This window comes from Facklamia hominis CCUG 36813 (assembly GCF_000301035.1).
GTDB classification, from domain to species: Bacteria; Bacillota; Bacilli; order Lactobacillales; family Aerococcaceae; genus Facklamia; species Facklamia hominis.
The window spans coordinates 1,180,684-1,200,739 of record NZ_JH932292.1 but is presented as its reverse complement, the minus strand read 5'-3'; the positions used below and the strand labels follow the sequence as shown (position 1 = coordinate 1,200,739).

Sequence of the window (20,056 nt, the reverse complement as noted above, 5' to 3'; positions counted from 1 at the left end):
ATGGAGGAAAATCACATGAAAATTATTAATATTGGAGTTTTAGCTCATGTTGATGCAGGAAAAACTACCTTAACAGAAAGCTTATTATATAACAGTGGAGCGATTACAGAATTAGGAAGCGTGGACAAAGGTACAACGAGGACGGATAATACGCTTTTAGAACGTCAGAGAGGAATTACAATTCAGACAGGAATAACCTCTTTTCAGTGGGAAAATACGAAGGTGAACATCATAGACACGCCAGGACATATGGATTTCTTAGCAGAAGTATATCGTTCATTATCAGTTTTAGATGGGGCAATTCTACTGATTTCTGCAAAAGATGGCGTACAAGCACAAACTCGTATATTATTTCATGCACTTAGGAAAATGGGGATTCCCACAATCTTTTTTATCAATAAGATTGACCAAAATGGAATTGATTTATCAACGGTTTATCAGGATATTAAAGAGAAACTTTCTGCCGAAATTGTAATCAAACAGAAGGTAGAACTGTATCCTAATATGTGTGTGACGAACTTTACCGAATCTGAACAATGGGATACGGTAATAGAGGGAAACGATGACCTTTTAGAGAAATATATGTCCGGTAAATCATTAGAAGCATTGGAACTCGAACAAGAGGAAAGCATAAGATTTCATAATTGTTCCCTGTTCCCTGTTTATCACGGAAGTGCAAAAAACAATATAGGGATTGATAACCTTATAGAAGTGATTACGAATAAATTTTATTCATCAACACATCGAGGTCCGTCTGAACTTTGCGGAAATGTTTTCAAAATTGAATATACAAAAAAAAGACAACGTCTTGCATATATACGCCTTTATAGTGGAGTACTACATTTACGAGATTCGGTTAGAGTATCAGAAAAAGAAAAAATAAAAGTTACAGAAATGTATACTTCAATAAATGGTGAATTATGTAAGATTGATAGAGCTTATTCTGGAGAAATTGTTATTTTGCAAAATGAGTTTTTGAAGTTAAATAGTGTTCTTGGAGATACAAAACTATTGCCACAGAGAAAAAAGATTGAAAATCCGCACCCTCTACTACAAACAACTGTTGAACCGAGTAAACCTGAACAGAGAGAAATGTTGCTTGATGCCCTTTTGGAAATCTCAGATAGTGATCCGCTTCTACGATATTACGTGGATTCTACGACACATGAAATTATACTTTCTTTCTTAGGGAAAGTACAAATGGAAGTGATTAGTGCACTGTTGCAAGAAAAGTATCATGTGGAGATAGAACTAAAAGAGCCTACAGTCATTTATATGGAGAGACCGTTAAAAAATGCAGAATATACCATTCACATCGAAGTGCCGCCAAATCCTTTCTGGGCTTCCATTGGTTTATCTGTATCACCGCTTCCGTTGGGAAGTGGAATGCAGTATGAGAGCTCGGTTTCTCTTGGATACTTAAATCAATCATTTCAAAATGCAGTTATGGAAGGGATACGCTATGGTTGCGAACAAGGATTATATGGTTGGAATGTGACGGATTGTAAAATCTGTTTTAAGTATGGCTTATACTATAGCCCTGTTAGTACCCCAGCAGATTTTCGGATGCTTGCTCCTATTGTATTGGAACAAGTCTTAAAAAAAGCTGGAACAGAATTGTTAGAGCCATATCTTAGTTTTAAAATTTATGCGCCACAGGAATATCTTTCACGAGCATACAACGATGCTCCTAAATATTGTGCGAACATCGTAGACACTCAATTGAAAAATAATGAGGTCATTCTTAGTGGAGAAATCCCTGCTCGGTGTATTCAAGAATATCGTAGTGATTTAACTTTCTTTACAAATGGACGTAGTGTTTGTTTAACAGAGTTAAAAGGGTACCATGTTACTACCGGTGAACCTGTTTGCCAGCCCCGTCGTCCAAATAGTCGGATAGATAAAGTACGATATATGTTCAATAAAATAACTTAGTGTATTTTATGTTGTTATATAAATATGGTTTCTTGTTAAATAAGATGAAATATTTTTTAATAAAGATTTGAATTAAAGTGTAAAGGAGGAGATAGTTATTATAAACTACAAGTGGATATTGTGTCCTGTATGTGGAAATAAAACACGATTAAAGATAAGGGAAGATACTGAATTAAAAAAATTCCCCCTCTATTGTCCGAAATGCAGACAAGAAAATTTAATTGAAATAAAGCAGTTCAAAGTAACTGTGATTACAGAGCCAGACGCAAAGACGCAGAGCCGATAAAATGAGATTAATACAATCTCATTTTATCGGCTCTTTCCGTTATGTATGGATTCTTTTAATTAGTCTTCGATGTTTCTTGCTTCGTTGATACCGCTGGCTAAAGTTTCCATTAAGGATAGTTCTTTGTCTGTAAAGCTATCCATGTATTTCTCTATCTGTAATCGTCGGGTGCTTTTTACCAAGTTATTAGCAGGTAAGAAAAATTCATCAACGGAAACATGAAGTAACGATACAAGGTCATAAAGAACTTGTATGCTGGGGTGTTGCCCTTTATTTTCAATATTAGTTAAGTACCGTGGGTCAATTTCAATCAATGCTCCCACTTGTTCACGAGTTAAACCTCGTTTCAATCGAGCTTCTTTAATGGCTAAACCAAAGGCTCTAAAATCATATTTATCTTCTTTTTTACGCATAGTAGACCACCTCTATACATTTTATTGTTCCTACTGAATTAAAAACAGGTATAGAAAAACGTGTTATATGGTTTATAGGTTTATATTTAATAAAAAGCACTACTAAACGCCAATAAAAAAAACCGTTATATGGTAGTGCTATTTACGCTGTTAAAATATTGTATATTACTTCCAAATGGCGGTTTGTTGGAGGTCAACGTCGCCATGAAGTACATCATATACAATAAATTTCCTTACATTGGGTTCTTGTCAAAAAAAGTCGTCTATCTGCAATAGATAAGTACGTCCACCAATGTGGTTTTATAAATCATATAGATAGAATAACAGAAGCATGTAAACAGAGAAATAAATCTGTTTATATGCTTTTTTGGCTATTCAGAACTTTTTTACAAAGTTTATTTATCAGTAATGCAACAAATCCCCCTTTCACATTGGGACTAAGAGTGAAAGGAGATAAACGAGCAAGGCTCACTTCCTTTCCTAGACAGAAAGGGGGTGAGAAACATGAAACCATCTTCTTTTCAGACCACAATAGAAAATCAGTTTGACTATATCTGTAAACGTGCTATGGAAGACGAGCGAAAGAATTATATGCTTTATCTTTCAAGGATTGCAAAGCGTGAGGTGTCCTTTTCGGATGTTGGCGATTATCTTGTTAGCCAGTTTGCGACAACAGATAACTATTCAACTGACTTTCAGATTTTTACACTCAATGGGTTATCAGTAGGCGTTGAAAATGATTTGTTGAGTGAAGCATTACGTGAGTTGCCAGACAAGAAACGTGAAATTCTACTGCTGTTTTACTTTATGGACATGAGCGATTCAGAAATTGCAGACCTGTTGAAATTGAACCGTTCTACTGTCTATCGGCATAGAACCAGTGGACTAGCCTTAATTAAAAAGTTTATGGAGGAATTTGAAGAATGAAAACACAATATCCTATGATTCCCTTTCCTCTCATTGTAAAGGCAACAGATGGCGATACCGAAGCGATTAACCAGATTCTACATCATTACAGAGGGTACATAACGAAGCGTTCCCTACGACTTATGAAAGATGAATATGGCAATCAAAGTATGGTCGTTGATGAAGTCTTACGTGGAAGAATGGAAACCAGACTGATTACAAAGATTTTGTCATTTGAAATTAAGTAATATCCTCTCTCCTTTCGTGGAAGCGTGCTAAACCATTCCACGCTTCCCGAACAGGGAGGTTTGTTATTCCACCAAAGCATATTGAGCTTTCAATGTGTTTTGATAGGCTAACGAGCCATTGTTCTTTGAAAACTGAATAAAAGTAATCGAATACGTTTCGATAAGAAAAGAGCCAACGGAACTAACCGCCATGACCTATCTTATAAAGATAGCGAGCGATTCATGTTAGTGATCCGAGAAGCAATCTTTAGCAGGATTGCCTGCAACGACATTCTTATCGTGATAATGATACTCCCATACAGTCAATAGTCCGAGCGTGATAAAACCGTCGCAGGCAATGAGTATGGCTACATGAGAACCATGCAGGGGTGGAACTCCCGTGAGCTTTGCTAAAGCTGTTCGATTGCTGGTAAAACAACTTTTATGAAATCCAAATAAGTGATTTGGAAAGGAGGATTTTATGAAGCAGACTGACATTCCTATTTGGGAACGTTATACCCTAACCATTGAAGAAGCGTCAAAATATTTTCGTATTGGCGAAAACAAGCTACGACGCTTGGCAGAGGAAAATAAAAATGCAAATTGGCTGATTATGAATGGCAATCGTATTCAGATTAAACGAAAACAATTTGAAAAAATTATAGATACATTGGACGCAATCTAGCGTCGCCAAAGGGTCTTGTATATGATAAAATAGTATTAAGTCGTATCAAGGCTCTTTCCATAAAGGAAAGGAGCAAATGCCATGTCAGAAAAAAGACGTGACAATAAAGGTCGAATCTTAAAGACTGGAGAGAGCCAACGAAAAGACGGAAGATACTTATACAAATATATAGATTCATTTGGAGAACCGCAATTTGTTTACTCGTGGAAACTTGTGGCTACAGACCGAGTACCAGCAGGAAAGCGTGATTGTATCTCACTTAGAGAGAAAATCGCAGAGTTACAGAAAGACATTCATGATGGTATTGATGTTGTAGGAAAGAAAATGACACTCTGCCAGCTTTACGCAAAACAGAACGCTCAAAGACCAAAGGTTAGAAAAAACACTGAAACTGGACGCAAATATCTTATGGATATTTTGAAGAAAGACAAGTTAGGTGTAAGAAGTATTGACAGTATTAAGCCATCAGACGCTAAAGAATGGGCTATTAGAATGAGTGAAAATGGTTATGCTTATCAAACCATCAATAACTACAAACGTTCTTTAAAGGCTTCATTCTATATTGCTATACAAGATGATTGTGTTCGGAAGAATCCATTTGACTTTCAACTGAAAGCAGTTCTTGATGATGATACTGTCCCTAAGACCGTACTAACAGAAGAACAGGAAGAAAAACTGTTAGCCTTTGCAAAAGCTGATAAAACCTACAGCAAAAATTATGATGAAATTCTGATACTCTTAAAAACAGGTCTTCGTATTTCAGAGTTTGGTGGTTTGACACTTCCAGATTTAGATTTTGAGAATCGTCTTGTCAATATAGACCATCAGCTATTGAGAGATACTGAAATTGGGTACTACATTGAAACACCAAAGACCAAAAGTGGCGAACGTCAAGTTCCTATGGTTGAAGAAGCCTATCAAGCATTTAAGCGAGTGTTAGCGAATCGAAAGAATGATAAGCGTGTTGAGATTGATGGATATAGTGATTTCCTCTTTCTTAATAGAAAGAACTATCCAAAAGTGGCAAGTGATTACAACGGCATGATGAAAGGTCTTGTTAAGAAATACAATAAGTATAACGAGGATAAATTGCCACACATCACTCCACATAGTTTGCGACATACATTCTGTACCAACTATGCAAATGCAGGAATGAATCCAAAGGCATTACAGTACATTATGGGACATGCTAATATAGCCATGACGCTGAACTATTACGCACATGCAACATTCGATTCTGCAATGGCAGAAATGAAACGCTTGAATAAAGAGAAGCAACAGGAGCGTCTTGTTGCTTAGTAGTACAAATGAATTTACTACTTATTTACCACTTCTGACAGCTAAGACATGAGGAAATATGCAAAGAAACGTGAAGTATCTTCCTACAGTAAAAATACTCGAAAGCACATAGAATAAGGCTTTACGAGCATTTAAGAAAATATAAAAAGATAATTAGAAATTTATACTTTGTTTATAAAAAAAAGAGTATATAATAAACAAAAGGAGGAATAAAATGAAAAAAGAAGAAAAAATCAAAGCACTACAAGATATTGTACGCATTAAATCTGTGAATGATAAAGAAGAAGAAGTTGCTAAATATATTCAAAAGTTATTTAAGGATCATGGTATTGAGTCTGAACTCGTTGAGTATGCTCCGGGGCGTTCCAACTTAGTAGCAATTTTGGAAGGTCGCCAAGCAGGAAAGACTCTAGCTATCTCCGGTCATATGGATGTGGTTTCTGCGGGAGATGAATCGGAATGGACCTATCCACCTTTCTCTGGTGAAATTGTCGACGGTAAGCTTTATGGTCGCGGTTCAACAGATATGAAGGGCGGCACTATTGGATTAGCTATTGCGATGATTGAATTAAAGGAGTCAGGTCAAGACTTCAAGGGCAAAATTAAATACATGGCAACGGTTGGTGAGGAAATTGGTACGGTTGGTGCCAAATTCTTAACTCAAAAGGGTTATGCCGATGATTTGGATGGCTTATTAATTGGTGAGCCAAGTGGTCCTTCTATGATTGTATCAACTCATAAAGGCTCGATGTCCTATAAAGTAACTTCAGTTGGCAAGTCTTCACACTCATCGATGCCAGAAGAGGGAATCAATGCGATCAATCAGTTGAATCAATTTATCACTAAGGCTAACGCAAGAATGCAAGAAATTACTGATCAATATGAAAATGAAAAAACAGGTCGAACAACCCATGCTATTACCCTTATTCAAGGTGGCACTCAAATTAATAGTATTCCTGAAAAGGCTGTTCTTGAAGGAAATATTCGCTCAATTGCTGAATATCCAAATGATAAAATCGAAGCTGATCTTTATCAAATTATTGATGAAATCAACCAAGAAATTGAGGGTCATTTAAGTATTGAGTTGACTCAGAATAATTTCCCAGTAGATAAAGATGACCAATCAGATTTAGTAAAAGCTATTCAATCGGTGGTTGGATCAGACGTTCCTGTGTCAGGTATTGGCCCAACCACTGACGGTGCGCAATTTATTTTTGGAAAATCAGATTTTGATTTTGCAATTTATGGACCGGGTGAACCCACTCTACCCCATCAGGTAAATGAATTTATTAAGGTAGAGGAATACCTTGACTTCATTGATATCTATCAAAAAGTCTATCTAGCTTATTTGAATTAAGCTTAGTAGGGGTAGTGGTTGTTAATCGTTAAAGTTTAATATAAAGGAGAATTTCATGTACTTTGTAGACAATCAAAATAATTATGATGCCAGCGTCAACATTGCTTTGGAAACCTATCTCGTCGAAAATCGTCTAGTCGATGAACCCATCTTGTTATTTTATATCAATGCCCCTTCGATTATTATTGGTCGAAACCAAAATACCTTTGAAGAAATTAATCAGTCCTATGTCGATGAACATGATATTCGTATTGTTCGCCGCATGTCCGGGGGTGGCGCAGTATATCACGATTTAGGAAACTTTTCTTTTTGTTTTATTAAAGATGATGATGGATCATTTAGAGATTTTGCCGCTTTCACTAAACCGGTGATTGAAGCCTTACACAAGATGGGAGCTTCGACAGCTGAATTAAAAGGGCGGAATGATCTGTTGGTCGATGGCAAAAAGTTTTCTGGAAATGCGATGTATGCTAAAAAAGGGCGTATGACAGCTCATGGAACCATACTCTTTGATTCAAAATTAGATGAAGTTAATAATGCTTTAAAGCCAAATAAAGCTAAATATGAATCTAAAGGGGTTAAGTCTGTTCGTGCAAGAGTCACTAATCTTAAACCATATGTTGATCCGCAATATCAGAAATTAACGACTGAGGAATTTAGAGATAAGTTATTATTAGAGATTTTCAATGTGGATAAACGAGAAGATGTGAAAGAATATCATTTGACTCAAGAAGATTGGGATGCTGTCTATAAAATCAGAGAAGAACGCTTTGGTAATTGGGATTGGAACTATGGCCATTCTCCTCAATTTGATATTAAAGCAGTTAATAAATTTCCAATTGGCTTTATTGACATGCGATTTAATATTAAGGATGCTAAAATTTCTAATGCTAAGATTTACGGGGATTTCTTTGGTTTAGGGGACATTCAAGATGTTGAGGAAGCATTGAACGGAGTTAAGTTTGAAAGACATGCGGTTCAAGCTGTTTTAGAGTCTTTGGATCTAAAAAAATATTTTGGCGATGTTTCGGCTAATGAATTAACTGATATGATTTTCTCTTAATAGTCGGTCATTTAAGCATCTTGGGGCATTGTTGCCTCAAGATGCTTTTTTAACTGTGATCGTACCTGGATGATGTTATAATAAGATAAAATAGGAAAGAAGGTAGCTTATGGTAATAAGAGTCTATAATACATTATCACGAAAAAAAGAGATCTTTGAGCCCATTCATAAGGATTGTGTGAATTTTTATGTTTGTGGTCCGACTGTATATAATTATATTCATATTGGTAATGCTCGTTCTGCAGTTTGTTTTGATACGATACGTCGTTACCTCGAATATAAGGGATATCAAGTTAATTATGTGAGTAATTTTACGGATGTTGATGACAAAATCATTAAAGCTGCCAAAGAAGAGGGATTGACGCCAAAGGCACTGGCTGATAAATATATTCAAGCCTACCGTGAAGATGTTTCGGCAATTAATGTACAAGAAGCCACGGTCCACCCACGAGTTATGGATAATATTCCTGAGATTATTGACTATATCCAGGTGTTAATCGATAAAGGATACGCCTATGAAAGTCAAGGTGATGTTTATTATCGAACCGAGAAATTTAAAGCTTATGGTCAATTATCTGATCAATCAATTGCTGATTTAAAAATGGGGGCCAGCGAACGTTTGGCAGCAGAGGATGCCCAGTTGAAAGAGAGTCCTTTAGATTTTGCTTTATGGAAACGTAATAAAGATCAATCTGAGATTTCATGGGAATCGCCTTGGGGCTTAGGAAGGCCTGGATGGCATATTGAATGCTCAGTGATGTCAACTAAGTATCTAGGGCAAGAATTGGATATTCATGGTGGAGGACAAGATTTACAATTTCCACACCATGAAAATGAGATCGCTCAGTCAGAATCTTATACGGATCATCATCCTTTTGCAAAGTATTGGTTGCACAATGGTTTTGTCACCATCGGGCAAGATGACGAAAAAATGTCTAAGTCTCTAGGTAATTTTGTATTATTACGAGAATTATTAGAAAAAGAAGATCCGATGGTTATTCGTTATTTATTGTCTAGTGTTCATTATCGTCGGCCTTTACGCTATGATCAAAATGCCCTTGATAATGCCAAGGCTGAGTTAAAGCGAATTCGAGAAGTTATGCAAAAAATAACTTATCGAAAGAATCACTTAGGTCAAGGAGAGGTGGCATCTGCTCAAACTATTTTGGCTACTTTTGATCAAAAGCTGAGAGACTTTGAATTAGCGATGGACGATGACTTTAACACCGCCAATGCTTTATCAGCTCTTTTTGAAATGATTAAAAGTGTGAACCAGTATCTAGATTTAGACAAGGTTGATGAAGATACCTTAAGTTATTTTGAAACCAAGTTAAGTCAATTATTAGCTATATTTGGTTTAGCTTTTTTACAAGAAGAAGGACTGGATGAAACGATTGAAGCACTTATTAAAGAGCGGCAGCAAGCACGTTTGGATCGTGATTTTGTTCGAGCTGATGCTATTAGAGCTGAACTAAAAGAGATGGGCATTATTCTTGATGATACACAACAGGGTACACGATGGAAGAGGGTTTAGTTTGAAAAATCATAATGACAATGCTAAAGGAAATTCAACAGTCCCATTTACCTTATTAAATGGGGCTGCTTTGGCTTATATAGGAGATGCTGTTTATGAGCTTGCAGTTCGGGAATATGTAGTCAAGCAAGGAAAAACAAAAGTTCATCGACTGCATCAGGCTGCAGTTAAATATGTTGCAGCGACTGCTCAAGCCCAAGTAATTAATAGCTGGTTAAATCAGGAAGATTTTCTAACACAAGCAGAAATTGAGATTTTCAAAAGGGGTCGTAACCATAAAATAAATACTAAGGCTAAAAATGCTTCGATGGCAGATTATAGTCGATCAACAGGATTTGAGGCATTAATTGGTTGGTTGCATTTAACAAATCAGGATGAACGATGCCAAAAACTGATCGATTCATCTATAAAATTTATTAATAAGTCGGAGGGAAAATATGACTAAACCATCAAAAAATCAAAAAAATTCCCAACAAACAAGAATTAAAAAAAATATCGAACGAAAGAAAAGCCTTAACAATAAGGAAAGAGATAAGGATTGTGAATTTATCTATGGGAAACATGCAGTATTAGAACATCTAAAAAGTCACCATAATACCAATAAAATATTTTTACAAAAAGGCTTCACAGAAAGACACTTAACAGATATAATAAGTTTGGCAAACGAATTTGGAATCGTTTACCAAGTGGTTCCAAAATCTAAGTTAGATGTGTTGGTAGAAGGAGCTGTACATCAAGGAGTAGTTGCAAGTATCCCTCCTTATCAATATTCTGAGTTAGAGGATGCCTTTAATTTAGCTAAGTTAAGAGAGGAGGAGCCGTTTTTTATTATTTTAGATGGAATTGAAGATCCCCATAATCTGGGTTCAATTCTTAGAACAGCCGATGCTGTAGGTGTACATGGAATTATTATTCCAAAAAGACGATCTGCCTCATTAACGGCTACCGTTGCCAAGACTTCAACAGGGGCCATTGAACATGTTCCCGTGATTCGAGTGACTAATCTGGTTCAAGTCATTAATCAGTTGAAACAACAAGGAGTTTGGGTCTTTGCAAGTGATATGGAAGGTGAAGATATGCGGTCTTGGCGAACTCAGGGATCGATTGCAATTATCATTGGCAATGAAGGATCCGGCGTGTCCGATCTCGTTAAAAAGAATGCGGATGGAGTGGTGACGATTCCGATGGTAGGTCATGTCCAAAGTCTTAATGCTTCCGTTGCAGCGGCGCTGTTGATGTATGAAGTGGCGCGATTTAGAATGAAAGGCTAGGCAAATTATGTTTTATCAACGCCGCGAAATATTGTGGGTAGATGGTTATAACATGATTGGCTCTTGGCCAGAACTAGCAAGATTACAACGAAAGAATGAGATAGCTCAAGCGAGAGATCGTCTATTATTTATATTATCGGATTATCAAAAATATCGAGATATTAAAATAATCGTTGTTTTTGATGCACAATTTGTTTCGGGTTTATCTAAGCAAGTAAACATTGGTCAAATTGAGGTTGTTTATACGCAAGAGAATCAAACCGCTGATTCTTATATTGAAAAAGAAGTAGGGCGTTGGATTTCTCCATTAAATCGAGTCGTGGTGGCTACCAGTGACCAAGCAGAGCAGTGGCTTATTTTTCAAAAAGGTGCTTTGCGAATGTCTGCTCAAGAATTGCTATTAGAAGTTAAGCAGTCGCAAGCTCAAGTTAATCAAGATATTCAGGCCTATTATTCTGCACGGATGAGGAGACGGAGTCCTTGGCGTATTGATCAATTAAAGCATTTGGATGAGCTGAGACTATCTTTAAAAAAAATAAAAAATAGGAGGTCAAAATGACCCAATATCATGATTTAACCAATGAAGTTTTAGTGCAATTGTTACAAAATAATTTGCAGGATGAGTTGGCATTTATGACTCTGTTGGATCGTTTTAAGCCTTTGTTTACTAAAATGGCCTATCAAATGAAAATTGAAGGATATGAACCGGAGGATATTTTTCAAGAAGGTTTTATTCAACTTTATTTAGGGATTCAGTATTTTGATGTAAATTACGGTTCTTACTTTGCATCTTATTTAAAAGCGGTGATTATGAATCGAGTGTTTCAATTAGCTAAGAAGGATCAAAAAAGAAAAGAAGTCATTCAAGAGGTTAATGCTTCTTTGGAGGATCTACCTTATTTTGAGTCAGACTTTAAATTACAGTGTTCTTCATTGGGGGAAAACGATTTTATGCGTAATTCTCCGGAGGAGATTCTTATGGCTCAAGATACGATTCGACGCTTTATCGATCAGTTGAGTGATTTTGAGCACGATGTCATGCGTTATTATTTGTTTAGGGGTATGTCGGTGCGTGAGATAGCGGAAGAGACGGGTCAAGATTATAATAAGGTAAGACATGCGGTTCGGCGGGCAAAAGACAAGTTGAATAAATTGATTCATCATGAATAATAGATAAGGATTAATCGATTAATTAGATAATATTATAGAAAATTTAAAAATATTAGGTCTTCTACTTATCTAATCAAGATACGAATTTTTAAAGAGGCTGTGGTTAAGAACCATTGCCTCTTTTAAATAATCGACGGCTCTATGTTCAAGCGGAAGATTTAGAATAATCCAATTTCGTTAGTCATATTCTATCTGGCGATCAGTATATTCAAATTATGAATCGTTTAGGCAAGGTACTCTATTTACTTTCTGCACTAAAAATGCTAAGATAACAGCAATTAAATAAAAGAAATTAGTAAAGGGGAGCCCATGGCTGAGAGTAGATTTGATCTAGACCCTAGAACCTGAATACGTTAATGCGTGCGTAGGGATTACTGTAGGATTATAGACTTATTTAGGCTTATTTATGCTCTTTACTATTTTCAGTAAGGAGCTTTTTTATGTCAAATAAAAACCAGTCGGTGTTAGCTTTTGTTCAAGCGGCTATTTTTGCGGGCTTAGCTATTGTTCTTTCTCTTCTACCTACTAATATTGGTTCTTCATTGACTATTTCTTTGGGTATGATTCCTTTGGTATTGATTTCATTGAAACTGGGTTTGAAGATGGGTTTGGTTAGTGGCCTTATATGGGGATTATTACACTTTGTTTTAGGGAAGGTATATTATTTAGGTCCCATTCAAGTGGTTATTGAATATGTTATTGCTTATCTTTTTGCAGGCTTTGGTGGATTATGCGCCAAGCAATTTCATTTATCACTAAAAAAAGAAAAGGTGATTATTTGGGCTTCTTTTTTAGCAACCTTTGCACGATTCTTTTGGCATTTTGTGGCTGGTTTTATTTATTGGGGAGAATATGCTCCAGAAGGTTGGTCTCCTGTTTTCTTTTCGTTGGTTATGAATGGATCGAGTGCTTTGTTAACAGCGCTTGTGACAGCATTCATTTTGGTTATCATTTACAAACGGTATCCTAAACTATTTCAAAAGGATTATTATTTAAACTAAATCAATGTATCTGATATTTTATCGATTAAGACTGAGACTTTTAATAGGTTTCAGTCTTTTTTGCTTTTTTGGAGTTAATGATACATGGAATCGGTATTCTGAAAAAAGGAGATAGATTAGCATGAGTTAATATGTTTAACTAATTTAAAACTATTAATAAGAACCCGTAAGCTGTTAAATTCTTGCGTCAAAGTAATATGGTCAAAGGAGCATGTCATTTCTAGGCAATATCGTATATAATAGAAAGAGTAGAAGAAAGAGGGATGAGATGAGAAAAATAAAAAAAATAAATTTTCAACCGAAAATCTTCAGTCCCAAAGTCGGAGCGGTATTGCTGGGGCTGGTTGTGTGTTTATTAATTGTTTATTGGCAGAAACCGTCTAAAGCCTTAGTTAACCAGTATCAAGTAGCTTTAGATCAGCTGCAATCAGAGACCAAAGGCCTGGATAAAAATGCTAAACAGGAAGATTTAGATCATCTTGCCGCTATTGTTAATCAGATGCCGCTTGTTGGGGGGTTACCTTTCAAAAAAAAATATGTGACTTTTCAACGCGCCTTTGATGAGTTACAGAATGCTCGAAGTATTTTTCAAACTAATCAGGGTGATAATAAATTACTTCGCGCAGATCTGGATCGAAAGGAACTAGAGGGGAAATTAAAGGCTTGTCAAGGAAAAGAAGCAAACAGCCCTGCTTGCCAAATTTATCAAGAGGGTATGGATATTTTGCAATCAATCGACGAGGCTCAAGCGGTTGTTCAAAATAGAGATCTTAATATTAAGGTGCGGGGAGATATTGAACCAGGATTAAAAGAATACCTGAAATTTGAAGCGCGTTATAGAGATTTAGCAAATCAACCACAAGCCGAATCGTTGCGACAGACCTTGCAGTCCAAAGCTGATCGTCTAGCGGAGATCATTTTAAAAGGAGCCCAGTATGGTGACTATTCGGCGGAGTTTAAGGAGAACTTAAAAGAAAGTCCTTTTTTAAAAATAGCTTTACGAGCTAGTGAATTTGATCAAGAGCCATTGGCTTCTTTAACCTTTGATGATGGGCCAAATCCTGAGTATACCCCTTGGCTTCTGGATGTTTTGAAAAAGCATGGTGTCAAGGCCACCTTCTTTCTCGTGGGAGGGAATGTGGATAAGTATCCAGAATTAACCAAGCGAATTTATGATGAAGGCCATATTATCGGGAACCATACCTATAATCATCCGGATTTAAGAAAATGTAGTGATGAAGAGGTTTTAAAGCAATTTGAGTGGACTCAAATGGCTATAAAAGCTGCATGTGGTTTTGAACCGAATCTATATCGGTTACCTTTTGGAGCGGGTGGGAAACGAGTGGTCGATTTGATGGCTAAGCAGGGAATGACATCGATACTTTGGAATATTGACACCATGGATTGGTCAAGCCATAATACGCAAGCTATTTTAAATGAGGTAGATCGTTCCTTGCAACATCATTCATTAATTTTAATGCATGATAATCACCCAGCGACGCCCGAGGCAGTTGATCAGTTAATTCCTAAGTTAAAGGAACTAGGTTACGCTTTTGTAGGACCTGATGAATTGTCATTTAAGTTACGTTATTTTTCAGAATAAAATGATAGGAGATTAGAGATGGAAAATTTGAATACACAGAGCGCATTTATTTCGACGATAGCCGGCGCGGTTGCCAAGAAAGAAGCTTTATTCGAACAAAGTAAAGCACGTTATTTTGTTCGGTCTATGTATGCTGGTGCTATGTTGGTTTTAGCTACAGCAGCAGGAGTTTATGCAGCGGATTATATTAATATTATGAATCCACAAGTTGGAAAATTTATCTATTCTTTCTTATTTGCATTTGGCCTTTCTTTCATTCTCTTTTTACATCATGAATTAGTGACTTCTAATATGATGTATTTAACTGTGGGAATGTATCATCAATTAATTAAGCCAAAAAAGGCCTGTCAAATCCTTGCATTTTGTACTTTAGGTAATTTATTAGGAGCAATTGTAGCTGCTTTACTAGTATCTAATACAGGAGCTTTTAGTCATTTAACAGCGGAAAGTTTTATTGTGACGACAGTTGCAGGTAAACTATCTAAAGGATTAATGCAAGTATTCATTGAGGCGATTGCAGCGAATATTTTCGTAAATATTGCGATTTTAGGTTACCTCTTGGCAAAAACGGAGTTTGCAAAGTTATTACTTGTTTTTGGAGCCATTTTTATGTTTGTATTTTTAGGTTATGAGCACGTGGTGGCTAATTTTGGTTCGTTTGCGATGGTGGCTTTTTCCTCCTATGAATCGGATTTTATTCAAGTTATACCTGTTTTATTAGCTTGGGTAGTTGCTTGGGTAGGTAATTATATTGGTGGTGGTTTGGTGATGGGGCTTGTATACGCTTGGTTAAATGATGAGGGTCTATCTTTAAGAGACTAAATATCATTTTTGAAATAATAGAGTTACTATTAATAATTAGATAAAATCCGCGTTGTTTGTTCTTCAACAACGCGGATTCTATTTGTCTAGTTAGTCGGATTTATTTTTGGACTAACTAATGCTATTAAATATTTAAGACGGAATTAATTGTCAAGCTGATAAAATTGTTGACTTCCTAGATGGACTTGGCCACTAGAAAGAGTGATTATTTGGTTATTTATGAGGCGAACTTTTAAATGCCCCTTTTCATCAATTCCTAGAAGGGTTCCTTGGTAGTGAGTACTGCCATGTTGAAAATTTATAATACAGCCTTTGCCCATTAGTAAAGCTTCATAATCCTTTAAAATTAGCTTAGTTTCTCTTGTTAATTCATAACAGAATTGATGGAGAAATTGACTTAAGAACTGATTTTTTGAAAAATCTTTAGGCAAACTTTTCTTAAAGAGGGTTCCTGCAAATGAGAGTGCGCCTTCATTTTGTGGGGGGAAAGATCCGGATAGATTGAGACCTATTCCAACAATTACGCTGGTTAATTCTTGACTTTCCAGATTAAAATTGGCTTCCGTAAGGATTCCAGCAATTTTTTTCCCTTGGTAGAAAAGATCATTCACCCACTTGATTTTTAAGCTAGTATCAAGATAAGGGTTTAGGGTCTTAGTTAGGGTTAGGGCTGCGATCATTGTAAGATAGTCTAATTTTTGATGGATGATGGGATCAGCTTTTAATAACAATGAAAAGTAAAGACCGTTTTCTAATTGCGAATAAAAGGAGTTCCCATATCTTCCACGTCCCTCCGTTTGTTGGTCAGCAATAAATAGGGCATTTTGAAAATTTGCTTTAAAGCTGTATTCTTTTGCCCAATCATTGGTTGACGAGACTATTTCTTTATGAAAAATGACAGGTTTTAAGAAAGAATCTTTAGTATGGATCGAGATTTGTAAGGGGTCGATTTCCCTTTTGAGAGATTCAAGTAGATAGCCACTACCTTTCTTAGCTTGGATTTGATAGCCGGATTGGTTAAGATTCTGGATGGTTTTCCAAATAGCATTCCTTGAAACCTGAAATTCTTGGGCTAATTGCGTTCCTGAGAGAGGCTTTGTTTGATGAATGAATTTTTCTAGAATTTTTTCTTTGAGACTTTGTGTCATAATTAACGATCTTTTTTAATGATTTTAAGCTCTTTAGGATAATCATTTAAGACTTTACAACCGTCTTTTGTGACTACGACAAGGTCTTCGATACGAACTCCAATGCGACCAGGAATATAGATACCTGGTTCGATTGAGAAGGTATTACCTACTTGGACAAGGTCTTGGTTAAAGGGACCTACATCCCCATACTCATGAACATCCCTACCGATCGAGTGTCCTGTTCGGTGGGTGAAGTATTGACCATAGCCAGCTTCTTCAATGACTGACCGTGCTGCTTTATCAATGGATGCAAAAGAGACACCAGGTTTAACTTGTTCAATAGCCGCTAAGTTGGCTTTTAAGACCGTTTCGTAAACATGACGGTCCTCATCAGAAACCTCTTCAAAGAAGACGGTGCGGGTCATATCTGAACAGTACCCATGACGAGAGGAACCAATATCTAATACGACGCATTGTCCAGGTTGAGGTTTTGATTGATCGGTAACATGGTGAGGATCGGCTGCATTAGCACCGTAGGCGACAATCGGTTCGAAAGAGAATCCATCACAATCCAATTCTTGGTAGATCGTAGCTAATTTTTCGGTCATTTCTGTCTCACTGAGGGCTTGCGGAAGGAGATCGATTAATCGGCCGACCGCTTGGTCATTGCGATGAGAAGCATCAAGCATTTTTTCAATTTCTGCTGGAGTCTTGATACTACGGATTTGATCAATAATTAGACTGCCATTACAATAATCAATATCCTGGCGCTTGGTCATTAAGTCTAAGAGAAAATGACTAGGCCAGACTTTATCGATTCCGGTTAGACCGGGATGGAGCAGTTTGCTGATAGTGCTAATAATATCTTCGCCATCGCTGTAATGAATCTGATGAATTGTTTCAGAAGGGTCGATATATTCGGGGAAAAGTTTGTTAAGAATAAGTGTAGGCTGTCCTTCGAGTGGGATAAGTAGCGCAAGGAGTCGTTCACCGGGATCTGTATGATAGTTGATTAAATAATCAATTGAGCTAGGGTCGGTTACTAAGAGATTGTTCACTTGGCAGTCAGCCATTTTATCTAATACGTTATTCAGACGTTCTTTTTCCATAAAAATCCTCCTCATGGTATATCTGCTTTAAAACTATTATAATGAATAATAAGATCAATTCAATCAAAGGAGTAAGATTATGATAAAAAATGCGGCTATCGGCTTAATTCGGATCTATCAAAAATATCTATCTCCTCTAACACCTCCTTCTTGTCGCTATCGTCCAACCTGTTCTAATTATGCCATTGAAGCAATCGGTCGATTTGGTCTATTAAAAGGAGGATTAATGGCCTTAGCCAGAATTTTACGTTGTCATCCATTTGCAAGAGGAGGGCTTGATCTAGTACCAGATAATTTTTCGTTAAAACGAAATGAAGAAAAACACTAAATAATTCTAGTCTATATTTGTCAATATGATAGAATGAAGGAAGAAAAGTAGGTGAGTATATGTTTAGTTGGTTAAATCATTTTTTGGGCAACCAACCGATTGTCAGTGTTTTAGATATCGTTATTGTTTGGGCAGTTATTTACACCTTAATCAAGTATGCTCGAAAAACAAGGACAATGAATTTGCTGCAAGGAATTGCTTTAATTTTGGTGGCCAAGTTTCTCAGTCAAACAATAGGGTTGCAAACCGTTGATTGGTTATTAGGCCAAGTTATTTCTTGGGGTGTAGTAGCCTTGATTATTCTTTTCCAACCTGAGCTTCGAAAAGCATTGGAAAATTTAGGTCGGAGTCTTTTTCGGAATCGTCAATCACAACGCAATGCCAGCGAGCAATTGATTGATGATTTGGAAAAATCTTTACTTTATATGTCTAAGCGTAAGATTGGAGCATTGATCTCAATTGAGAATGAAGATCCTTTGTTAGAATACATTTCAACCGGTATCGATTTGGATTCGGATGTTTCCAGTCAATTATTAATTAATATTTTTATTCCAAATACCCCTCTACATGATGGAGCGGTAATTATTAGTGATTACCGAATTGCTGCGGCATCTTGCTACTTGCCTTTATCAGAGAGTCGAACTATTCCAAAAGAGCTTGGAACAAGGCATCGGGCAGCGATTGGTTTAGGAGAAGTAACAGATGCATTAACACTCATTGTTTCTGAAGAAACCGGAGCTATTTCTATTGTAAAGAACGATTTTTTACATCGGGATTTGGATTTGGAAGAGTTGCACCAGTTACTATTGCAATACTTGTACACAGATACAGATGAAGAGGATCAATCTAGCTTTATTAAGATCATAAAAGATTTCTGGAATGAAAAAACTCCGAAACAAGGAGGGAATTCAAATGAATAAACTTTTTGAGAATAAGTGGGCTGTACGGTTAATATCCTTGGTTTTTGCTTTATTTATTTATACTTTTGTGAGTAACGAAAATTATTCCAGAAGAGCAGCCTTTAATACACAAATGGCTAGTTCAGTGAATACTTCTGAAACGATGTATAATATTCCTTTACTTTTGGGGAAACATCCTGATGATATTTATGTTTCAGATCTTAATGAAACGGTGACCGTCAAGTTAGAAGGCCCACGCAATATTATTAATCAAGTGACCCGCGAGAGTTTTATTGTACAGACAGAAGAAATTTCTTCAGGAGATATTGGTCAAACTAAACTTCGTTTAAAAATTGAGGGATTACCTCAAGAGATTAGTTATCGGATTAGTCCCTCAAGTGTATTGGTTGATGTTGAAAAGCGTAAGGCTATTACCTTACCGGTGGAATATGATGTTTCCAACTTACAATTAAGTTCCTCAGTAAAAGTGGGCTCTGTTGAGACTGATCCTAAACAAGTTAAATTGATTGGAAAGCAAGAAGTGATTGATGCGATTGATTTTGTAGGCATAAAAATCAGTTCAGAAGACGAAATATCTGAGAGCTTTTCAAATACATATCGCTTACAGATTTTAGATAAAAATGGTGACTTATTGGATGTGAACGCTGATGTCGTCGATATAAAAACAAAAGTTAATTTAGAAGCTAATTCTAAATCAGTTCCTTTGAAAGTCACTCCGATTGGTGAAGATAATACAAAAAAATCCTATCAATATGATCCAGTGGATCGACATTCGGTGGTTCTTTATGGAAGACAAGAAGACCTCAATCAAATTGAAAGTGTCGAACTAGTTGTCGATGTATCTCAAGTTGAAAAGTCTCAAACGGTCACAGGTATCTTAAATCTTCCAACTGGAATTACAGGAGCAGACACGAACCAGGTTAATGTTAAAGTAACAGTGGAGGATCTGGGAGCCAAGGAATCTAAAAAAGAATAGATATAACTACGAATGAATTGA

22 protein-coding genes and 1 riboswitch are annotated in these 20,056 nt (G+C 36.4%); of the genes, 19 read left to right on the top strand and 3 right to left on the bottom strand.

Features of this window, described 5'->3' with window-relative positions:
• Positions 1-15 precede the first annotated feature (15 nt).
• A complete protein-coding gene (tet(M), locus tag HMPREF9706_RS05550; protein ID WP_000691727.1) occupies positions 16-1,935 on the top strand; it encodes a tetracycline resistance ribosomal protection protein Tet(M) in 1,920 nt (639 codons plus the stop codon).
• A gap of 100 nt (positions 1,936-2,035) precedes the next feature.
• Positions 2,036-2,221, top strand: coding sequence for a cysteine-rich KTR domain-containing protein (locus tag HMPREF9706_RS08945; RefSeq protein WP_011058338.1), 186 nt, complete (start codon positions 2,036-2,038; stop codon positions 2,219-2,221).
• Between the two features lie 59 nt (positions 2,222-2,280).
• On the opposite strand, the gene HMPREF9706_RS05540 is transcribed toward HMPREF9706_RS08945, so the two are convergent.
• Positions 2,281-2,634 (bottom strand): helix-turn-helix transcriptional regulator, encoded by a 354-nt coding sequence (locus HMPREF9706_RS05540; protein WP_006908388.1) that lies wholly within the window; start codon positions 2,632-2,634, stop codon positions 2,281-2,283.
• A 504-nt stretch (positions 2,635-3,138) separates the two neighbouring features.
• Between HMPREF9706_RS05540 and HMPREF9706_RS05535 the strand changes: the two genes are divergently transcribed.
• The 14 genes from HMPREF9706_RS05535 to HMPREF9706_RS05470 all read left to right on the top strand — a co-directional run bounded on the left by HMPREF9706_RS05535 (position 3,139) and on the right by HMPREF9706_RS05470 (position 15,572).
• Positions 3,139-3,561, top strand: coding sequence for a sigma-70 family RNA polymerase sigma factor (locus HMPREF9706_RS05535; protein WP_000804885.1), 423 nt, complete (start codon positions 3,139-3,141; stop codon positions 3,559-3,561).
• Positions 3,558-3,788 carry a helix-turn-helix domain-containing protein gene (locus tag HMPREF9706_RS05530; RefSeq protein ID WP_000857133.1) on the top strand — a complete coding sequence of 77 codons (231 nt, stop codon included), beginning with the start codon at positions 3,558-3,560 and terminating at the stop codon, positions 3,786-3,788. Before HMPREF9706_RS05535 ends, HMPREF9706_RS05530 begins: the two co-directional genes overlap by 4 nt.
• Before the next feature lie 460 nt (positions 3,789-4,248).
• Positions 4,249-4,452 carry an excisionase gene (locus HMPREF9706_RS05525; RefSeq protein ID WP_000814511.1) on the top strand — a complete coding sequence of 68 codons (204 nt, stop codon included), beginning with the start codon at positions 4,249-4,251 and terminating at the stop codon, positions 4,450-4,452.
• A gap of 81 nt (positions 4,453-4,533) precedes the next feature.
• Complete coding sequence (locus HMPREF9706_RS05520) at positions 4,534-5,751, top strand: tyrosine-type recombinase/integrase (RefSeq protein WP_001291561.1); 1,218 nt, start codon at positions 4,534-4,536, stop codon at positions 5,749-5,751.
• A gap of 214 nt (positions 5,752-5,965) precedes the next feature.
• Positions 5,966-7,108 carry an ArgE/DapE family deacylase gene (locus HMPREF9706_RS05515; RefSeq protein WP_006908387.1) on the top strand — a complete coding sequence of 381 codons (1,143 nt, stop codon included), beginning with the start codon at positions 5,966-5,968 and terminating at the stop codon, positions 7,106-7,108.
• A gap of 55 nt (positions 7,109-7,163) precedes the next feature.
• Positions 7,164-8,171 carry a lipoate--protein ligase gene (locus HMPREF9706_RS05510; RefSeq protein WP_006908386.1) on the top strand — a complete coding sequence of 336 codons (1,008 nt, stop codon included), beginning with the start codon at positions 7,164-7,166 and terminating at the stop codon, positions 8,169-8,171.
• 109 nt (positions 8,172-8,280) lie between these two features.
• Positions 8,281-9,705, top strand: a complete 1,425-nt coding sequence (cysS, locus tag HMPREF9706_RS05505) for a cysteine--tRNA ligase (protein ID WP_006908385.1) — start codon at positions 8,281-8,283, stop codon at positions 9,703-9,705.
• Between the two features lies 1 nt (position 9,706).
• Complete coding sequence (locus HMPREF9706_RS05500; RefSeq protein WP_006908384.1) at positions 9,707-10,150, top strand: Mini-ribonuclease 3; 444 nt, start codon at positions 9,707-9,709, stop codon at positions 10,148-10,150.
• Entirely contained in the window at positions 10,143-10,976 is an 834-nt protein-coding gene (gene rlmB, locus HMPREF9706_RS05495; protein ID WP_006908383.1) for a 23S rRNA (guanosine(2251)-2'-O)-methyltransferase RlmB, read from the top strand. Before HMPREF9706_RS05500 ends, rlmB begins: the two co-directional genes overlap by 8 nt.
• Before the next feature lie 7 nt (positions 10,977-10,983).
• Complete coding sequence (locus HMPREF9706_RS05490; protein ID WP_006908382.1) at positions 10,984-11,535, top strand: NYN domain-containing protein; 552 nt, start codon at positions 10,984-10,986, stop codon at positions 11,533-11,535.
• A complete protein-coding gene (locus HMPREF9706_RS05485; protein ID WP_006908381.1) occupies positions 11,532-12,146 on the top strand; it encodes a sigma-70 family RNA polymerase sigma factor in 615 nt (204 codons plus the stop codon). Before HMPREF9706_RS05490 ends, HMPREF9706_RS05485 begins: the two co-directional genes overlap by 4 nt.
• A gap of 289 nt (positions 12,147-12,435) precedes the next feature.
• Positions 12,436-12,534, top strand: a riboswitch (TPP riboswitch).
• Positions 12,535-12,586: 52 nt separating this feature from the next.
• Complete coding sequence (gene thiT, locus HMPREF9706_RS05480; RefSeq protein ID WP_006908380.1) at positions 12,587-13,147, top strand: energy-coupled thiamine transporter ThiT; 561 nt, start codon at positions 12,587-12,589, stop codon at positions 13,145-13,147.
• 268 nt (positions 13,148-13,415) lie between these two features.
• The gene (locus HMPREF9706_RS05475) at positions 13,416-14,750 is read left to right on the top strand and encodes a polysaccharide deacetylase family protein (RefSeq protein ID WP_006908379.1); all 1,335 of its coding nucleotides are present in this window, start codon (positions 13,416-13,418) and stop codon (positions 14,748-14,750) included.
• Positions 14,751-14,768: 18 nt separating this feature from the next.
• Complete coding sequence (locus tag HMPREF9706_RS05470; protein WP_006908378.1) at positions 14,769-15,572, top strand: formate/nitrite transporter family protein; 804 nt, start codon at positions 14,769-14,771, stop codon at positions 15,570-15,572.
• A 143-nt stretch (positions 15,573-15,715) separates the two neighbouring features.
• Here HMPREF9706_RS05470 and HMPREF9706_RS05465 read toward each other — a convergent pair whose 3' ends face one another.
• Both HMPREF9706_RS05465 and HMPREF9706_RS05460 read right to left on the bottom strand, forming a co-directional pair.
• On the bottom strand, positions 15,716-16,720 hold the full coding sequence (locus HMPREF9706_RS05465; protein ID WP_006908377.1) for a biotin--[acetyl-CoA-carboxylase] ligase: 1,005 nt from the start codon (positions 16,718-16,720) through the stop codon (positions 15,716-15,718).
• Positions 16,721-16,722: 2 nt separating this feature from the next.
• Positions 16,723-17,811 (bottom strand): M24 family metallopeptidase, encoded by a 1,089-nt coding sequence (locus tag HMPREF9706_RS05460; RefSeq protein WP_006908376.1) that lies wholly within the window; start codon positions 17,809-17,811, stop codon positions 16,723-16,725.
• Between the two features lie 79 nt (positions 17,812-17,890).
• Between HMPREF9706_RS05460 and yidD the strand changes: the two genes are divergently transcribed.
• The 3 genes from yidD to HMPREF9706_RS05445 are packed head-to-tail and all read left to right on the top strand — an operon-like array spanning position 17,891 to position 20,035.
• Positions 17,891-18,139 (top strand): membrane protein insertion efficiency factor YidD, encoded by a 249-nt coding sequence (yidD, locus tag HMPREF9706_RS05455; RefSeq protein ID WP_006908375.1) that lies wholly within the window; start codon positions 17,891-17,893, stop codon positions 18,137-18,139.
• Between the two features lie 59 nt (positions 18,140-18,198).
• Positions 18,199-19,059 (top strand): diadenylate cyclase CdaA, encoded by an 861-nt coding sequence (gene cdaA / locus HMPREF9706_RS05450; protein ID WP_006908374.1) that lies wholly within the window; start codon positions 18,199-18,201, stop codon positions 19,057-19,059.
• Positions 19,052-20,035 carry a CdaR family protein gene (locus HMPREF9706_RS05445; protein WP_006908373.1) on the top strand — a complete coding sequence of 328 codons (984 nt, stop codon included), beginning with the start codon at positions 19,052-19,054 and terminating at the stop codon, positions 20,033-20,035. Before cdaA ends, HMPREF9706_RS05445 begins: the two co-directional genes overlap by 8 nt.
• The last annotated feature ends 21 nt before the right edge of the window (positions 20,036-20,056 follow it).

Bases quoted from the DNA above. Each gene is read 5' to 3' on its own strand.
- HMPREF9706_RS05540 (WP_006908388.1), bottom strand. From the start codon at position 2,634: ATGCGTAAAAAAGAAGATAAATATGATTTTAGAGCCTTTGGTTTAGCC.
- HMPREF9706_RS05535 (WP_000804885.1), top strand. From the start codon at position 3,139: ATGAAACCATCTTCTTTTCAGACCACAATAGAAAATCAGTTTGACTAT.
- HMPREF9706_RS05530 (WP_000857133.1), top strand. From the start codon at position 3,558: ATGAAAACACAATATCCTATGATTCCCTTTCCTCTCATTGTAAAGGCA.
- HMPREF9706_RS05525 (WP_000814511.1), top strand. From the start codon at position 4,249: ATGAAGCAGACTGACATTCCTATTTGGGAACGTTATACCCTAACCATT.
- HMPREF9706_RS05520 (WP_001291561.1), top strand. From the start codon at position 4,534: ATGTCAGAAAAAAGACGTGACAATAAAGGTCGAATCTTAAAGACTGGA.
- HMPREF9706_RS05515 (WP_006908387.1), top strand. From the start codon at position 5,966: ATGAAAAAAGAAGAAAAAATCAAAGCACTACAAGATATTGTACGCATT.
- HMPREF9706_RS05510 (WP_006908386.1), top strand. From the start codon at position 7,164: ATGTACTTTGTAGACAATCAAAATAATTATGATGCCAGCGTCAACATT.
- cysS (WP_006908385.1), top strand. From the start codon at position 8,281: ATGGTAATAAGAGTCTATAATACATTATCACGAAAAAAAGAGATCTTT.
- rlmB (WP_006908383.1), top strand. From the start codon at position 10,143: ATGACTAAACCATCAAAAAATCAAAAAAATTCCCAACAAACAAGAATT.
- HMPREF9706_RS05490 (WP_006908382.1), top strand. From the start codon at position 10,984: ATGTTTTATCAACGCCGCGAAATATTGTGGGTAGATGGTTATAACATG.
- HMPREF9706_RS05485 (WP_006908381.1), top strand. From the start codon at position 11,532: ATGACCCAATATCATGATTTAACCAATGAAGTTTTAGTGCAATTGTTA.
- thiT (WP_006908380.1), top strand. From the start codon at position 12,587: ATGTCAAATAAAAACCAGTCGGTGTTAGCTTTTGTTCAAGCGGCTATT.
- HMPREF9706_RS05475 (WP_006908379.1), top strand. From the start codon at position 13,416: ATGAGAAAAATAAAAAAAATAAATTTTCAACCGAAAATCTTCAGTCCC.
- HMPREF9706_RS05470 (WP_006908378.1), top strand. From the start codon at position 14,769: ATGGAAAATTTGAATACACAGAGCGCATTTATTTCGACGATAGCCGGC.
- HMPREF9706_RS05465 (WP_006908377.1), bottom strand. From the start codon at position 16,720: ATGACACAAAGTCTCAAAGAAAAAATTCTAGAAAAATTCATTCATCAA.
- HMPREF9706_RS05460 (WP_006908376.1), bottom strand. From the start codon at position 17,811: ATGGAAAAAGAACGTCTGAATAACGTATTAGATAAAATGGCTGACTGC.
- yidD (WP_006908375.1), top strand. From the start codon at position 17,891: ATGATAAAAAATGCGGCTATCGGCTTAATTCGGATCTATCAAAAATAT.
- cdaA (WP_006908374.1), top strand. From the start codon at position 18,199: ATGTTTAGTTGGTTAAATCATTTTTTGGGCAACCAACCGATTGTCAGT.
- HMPREF9706_RS05445 (WP_006908373.1), top strand. From the start codon at position 19,052: ATGAATAAACTTTTTGAGAATAAGTGGGCTGTACGGTTAATATCCTTG.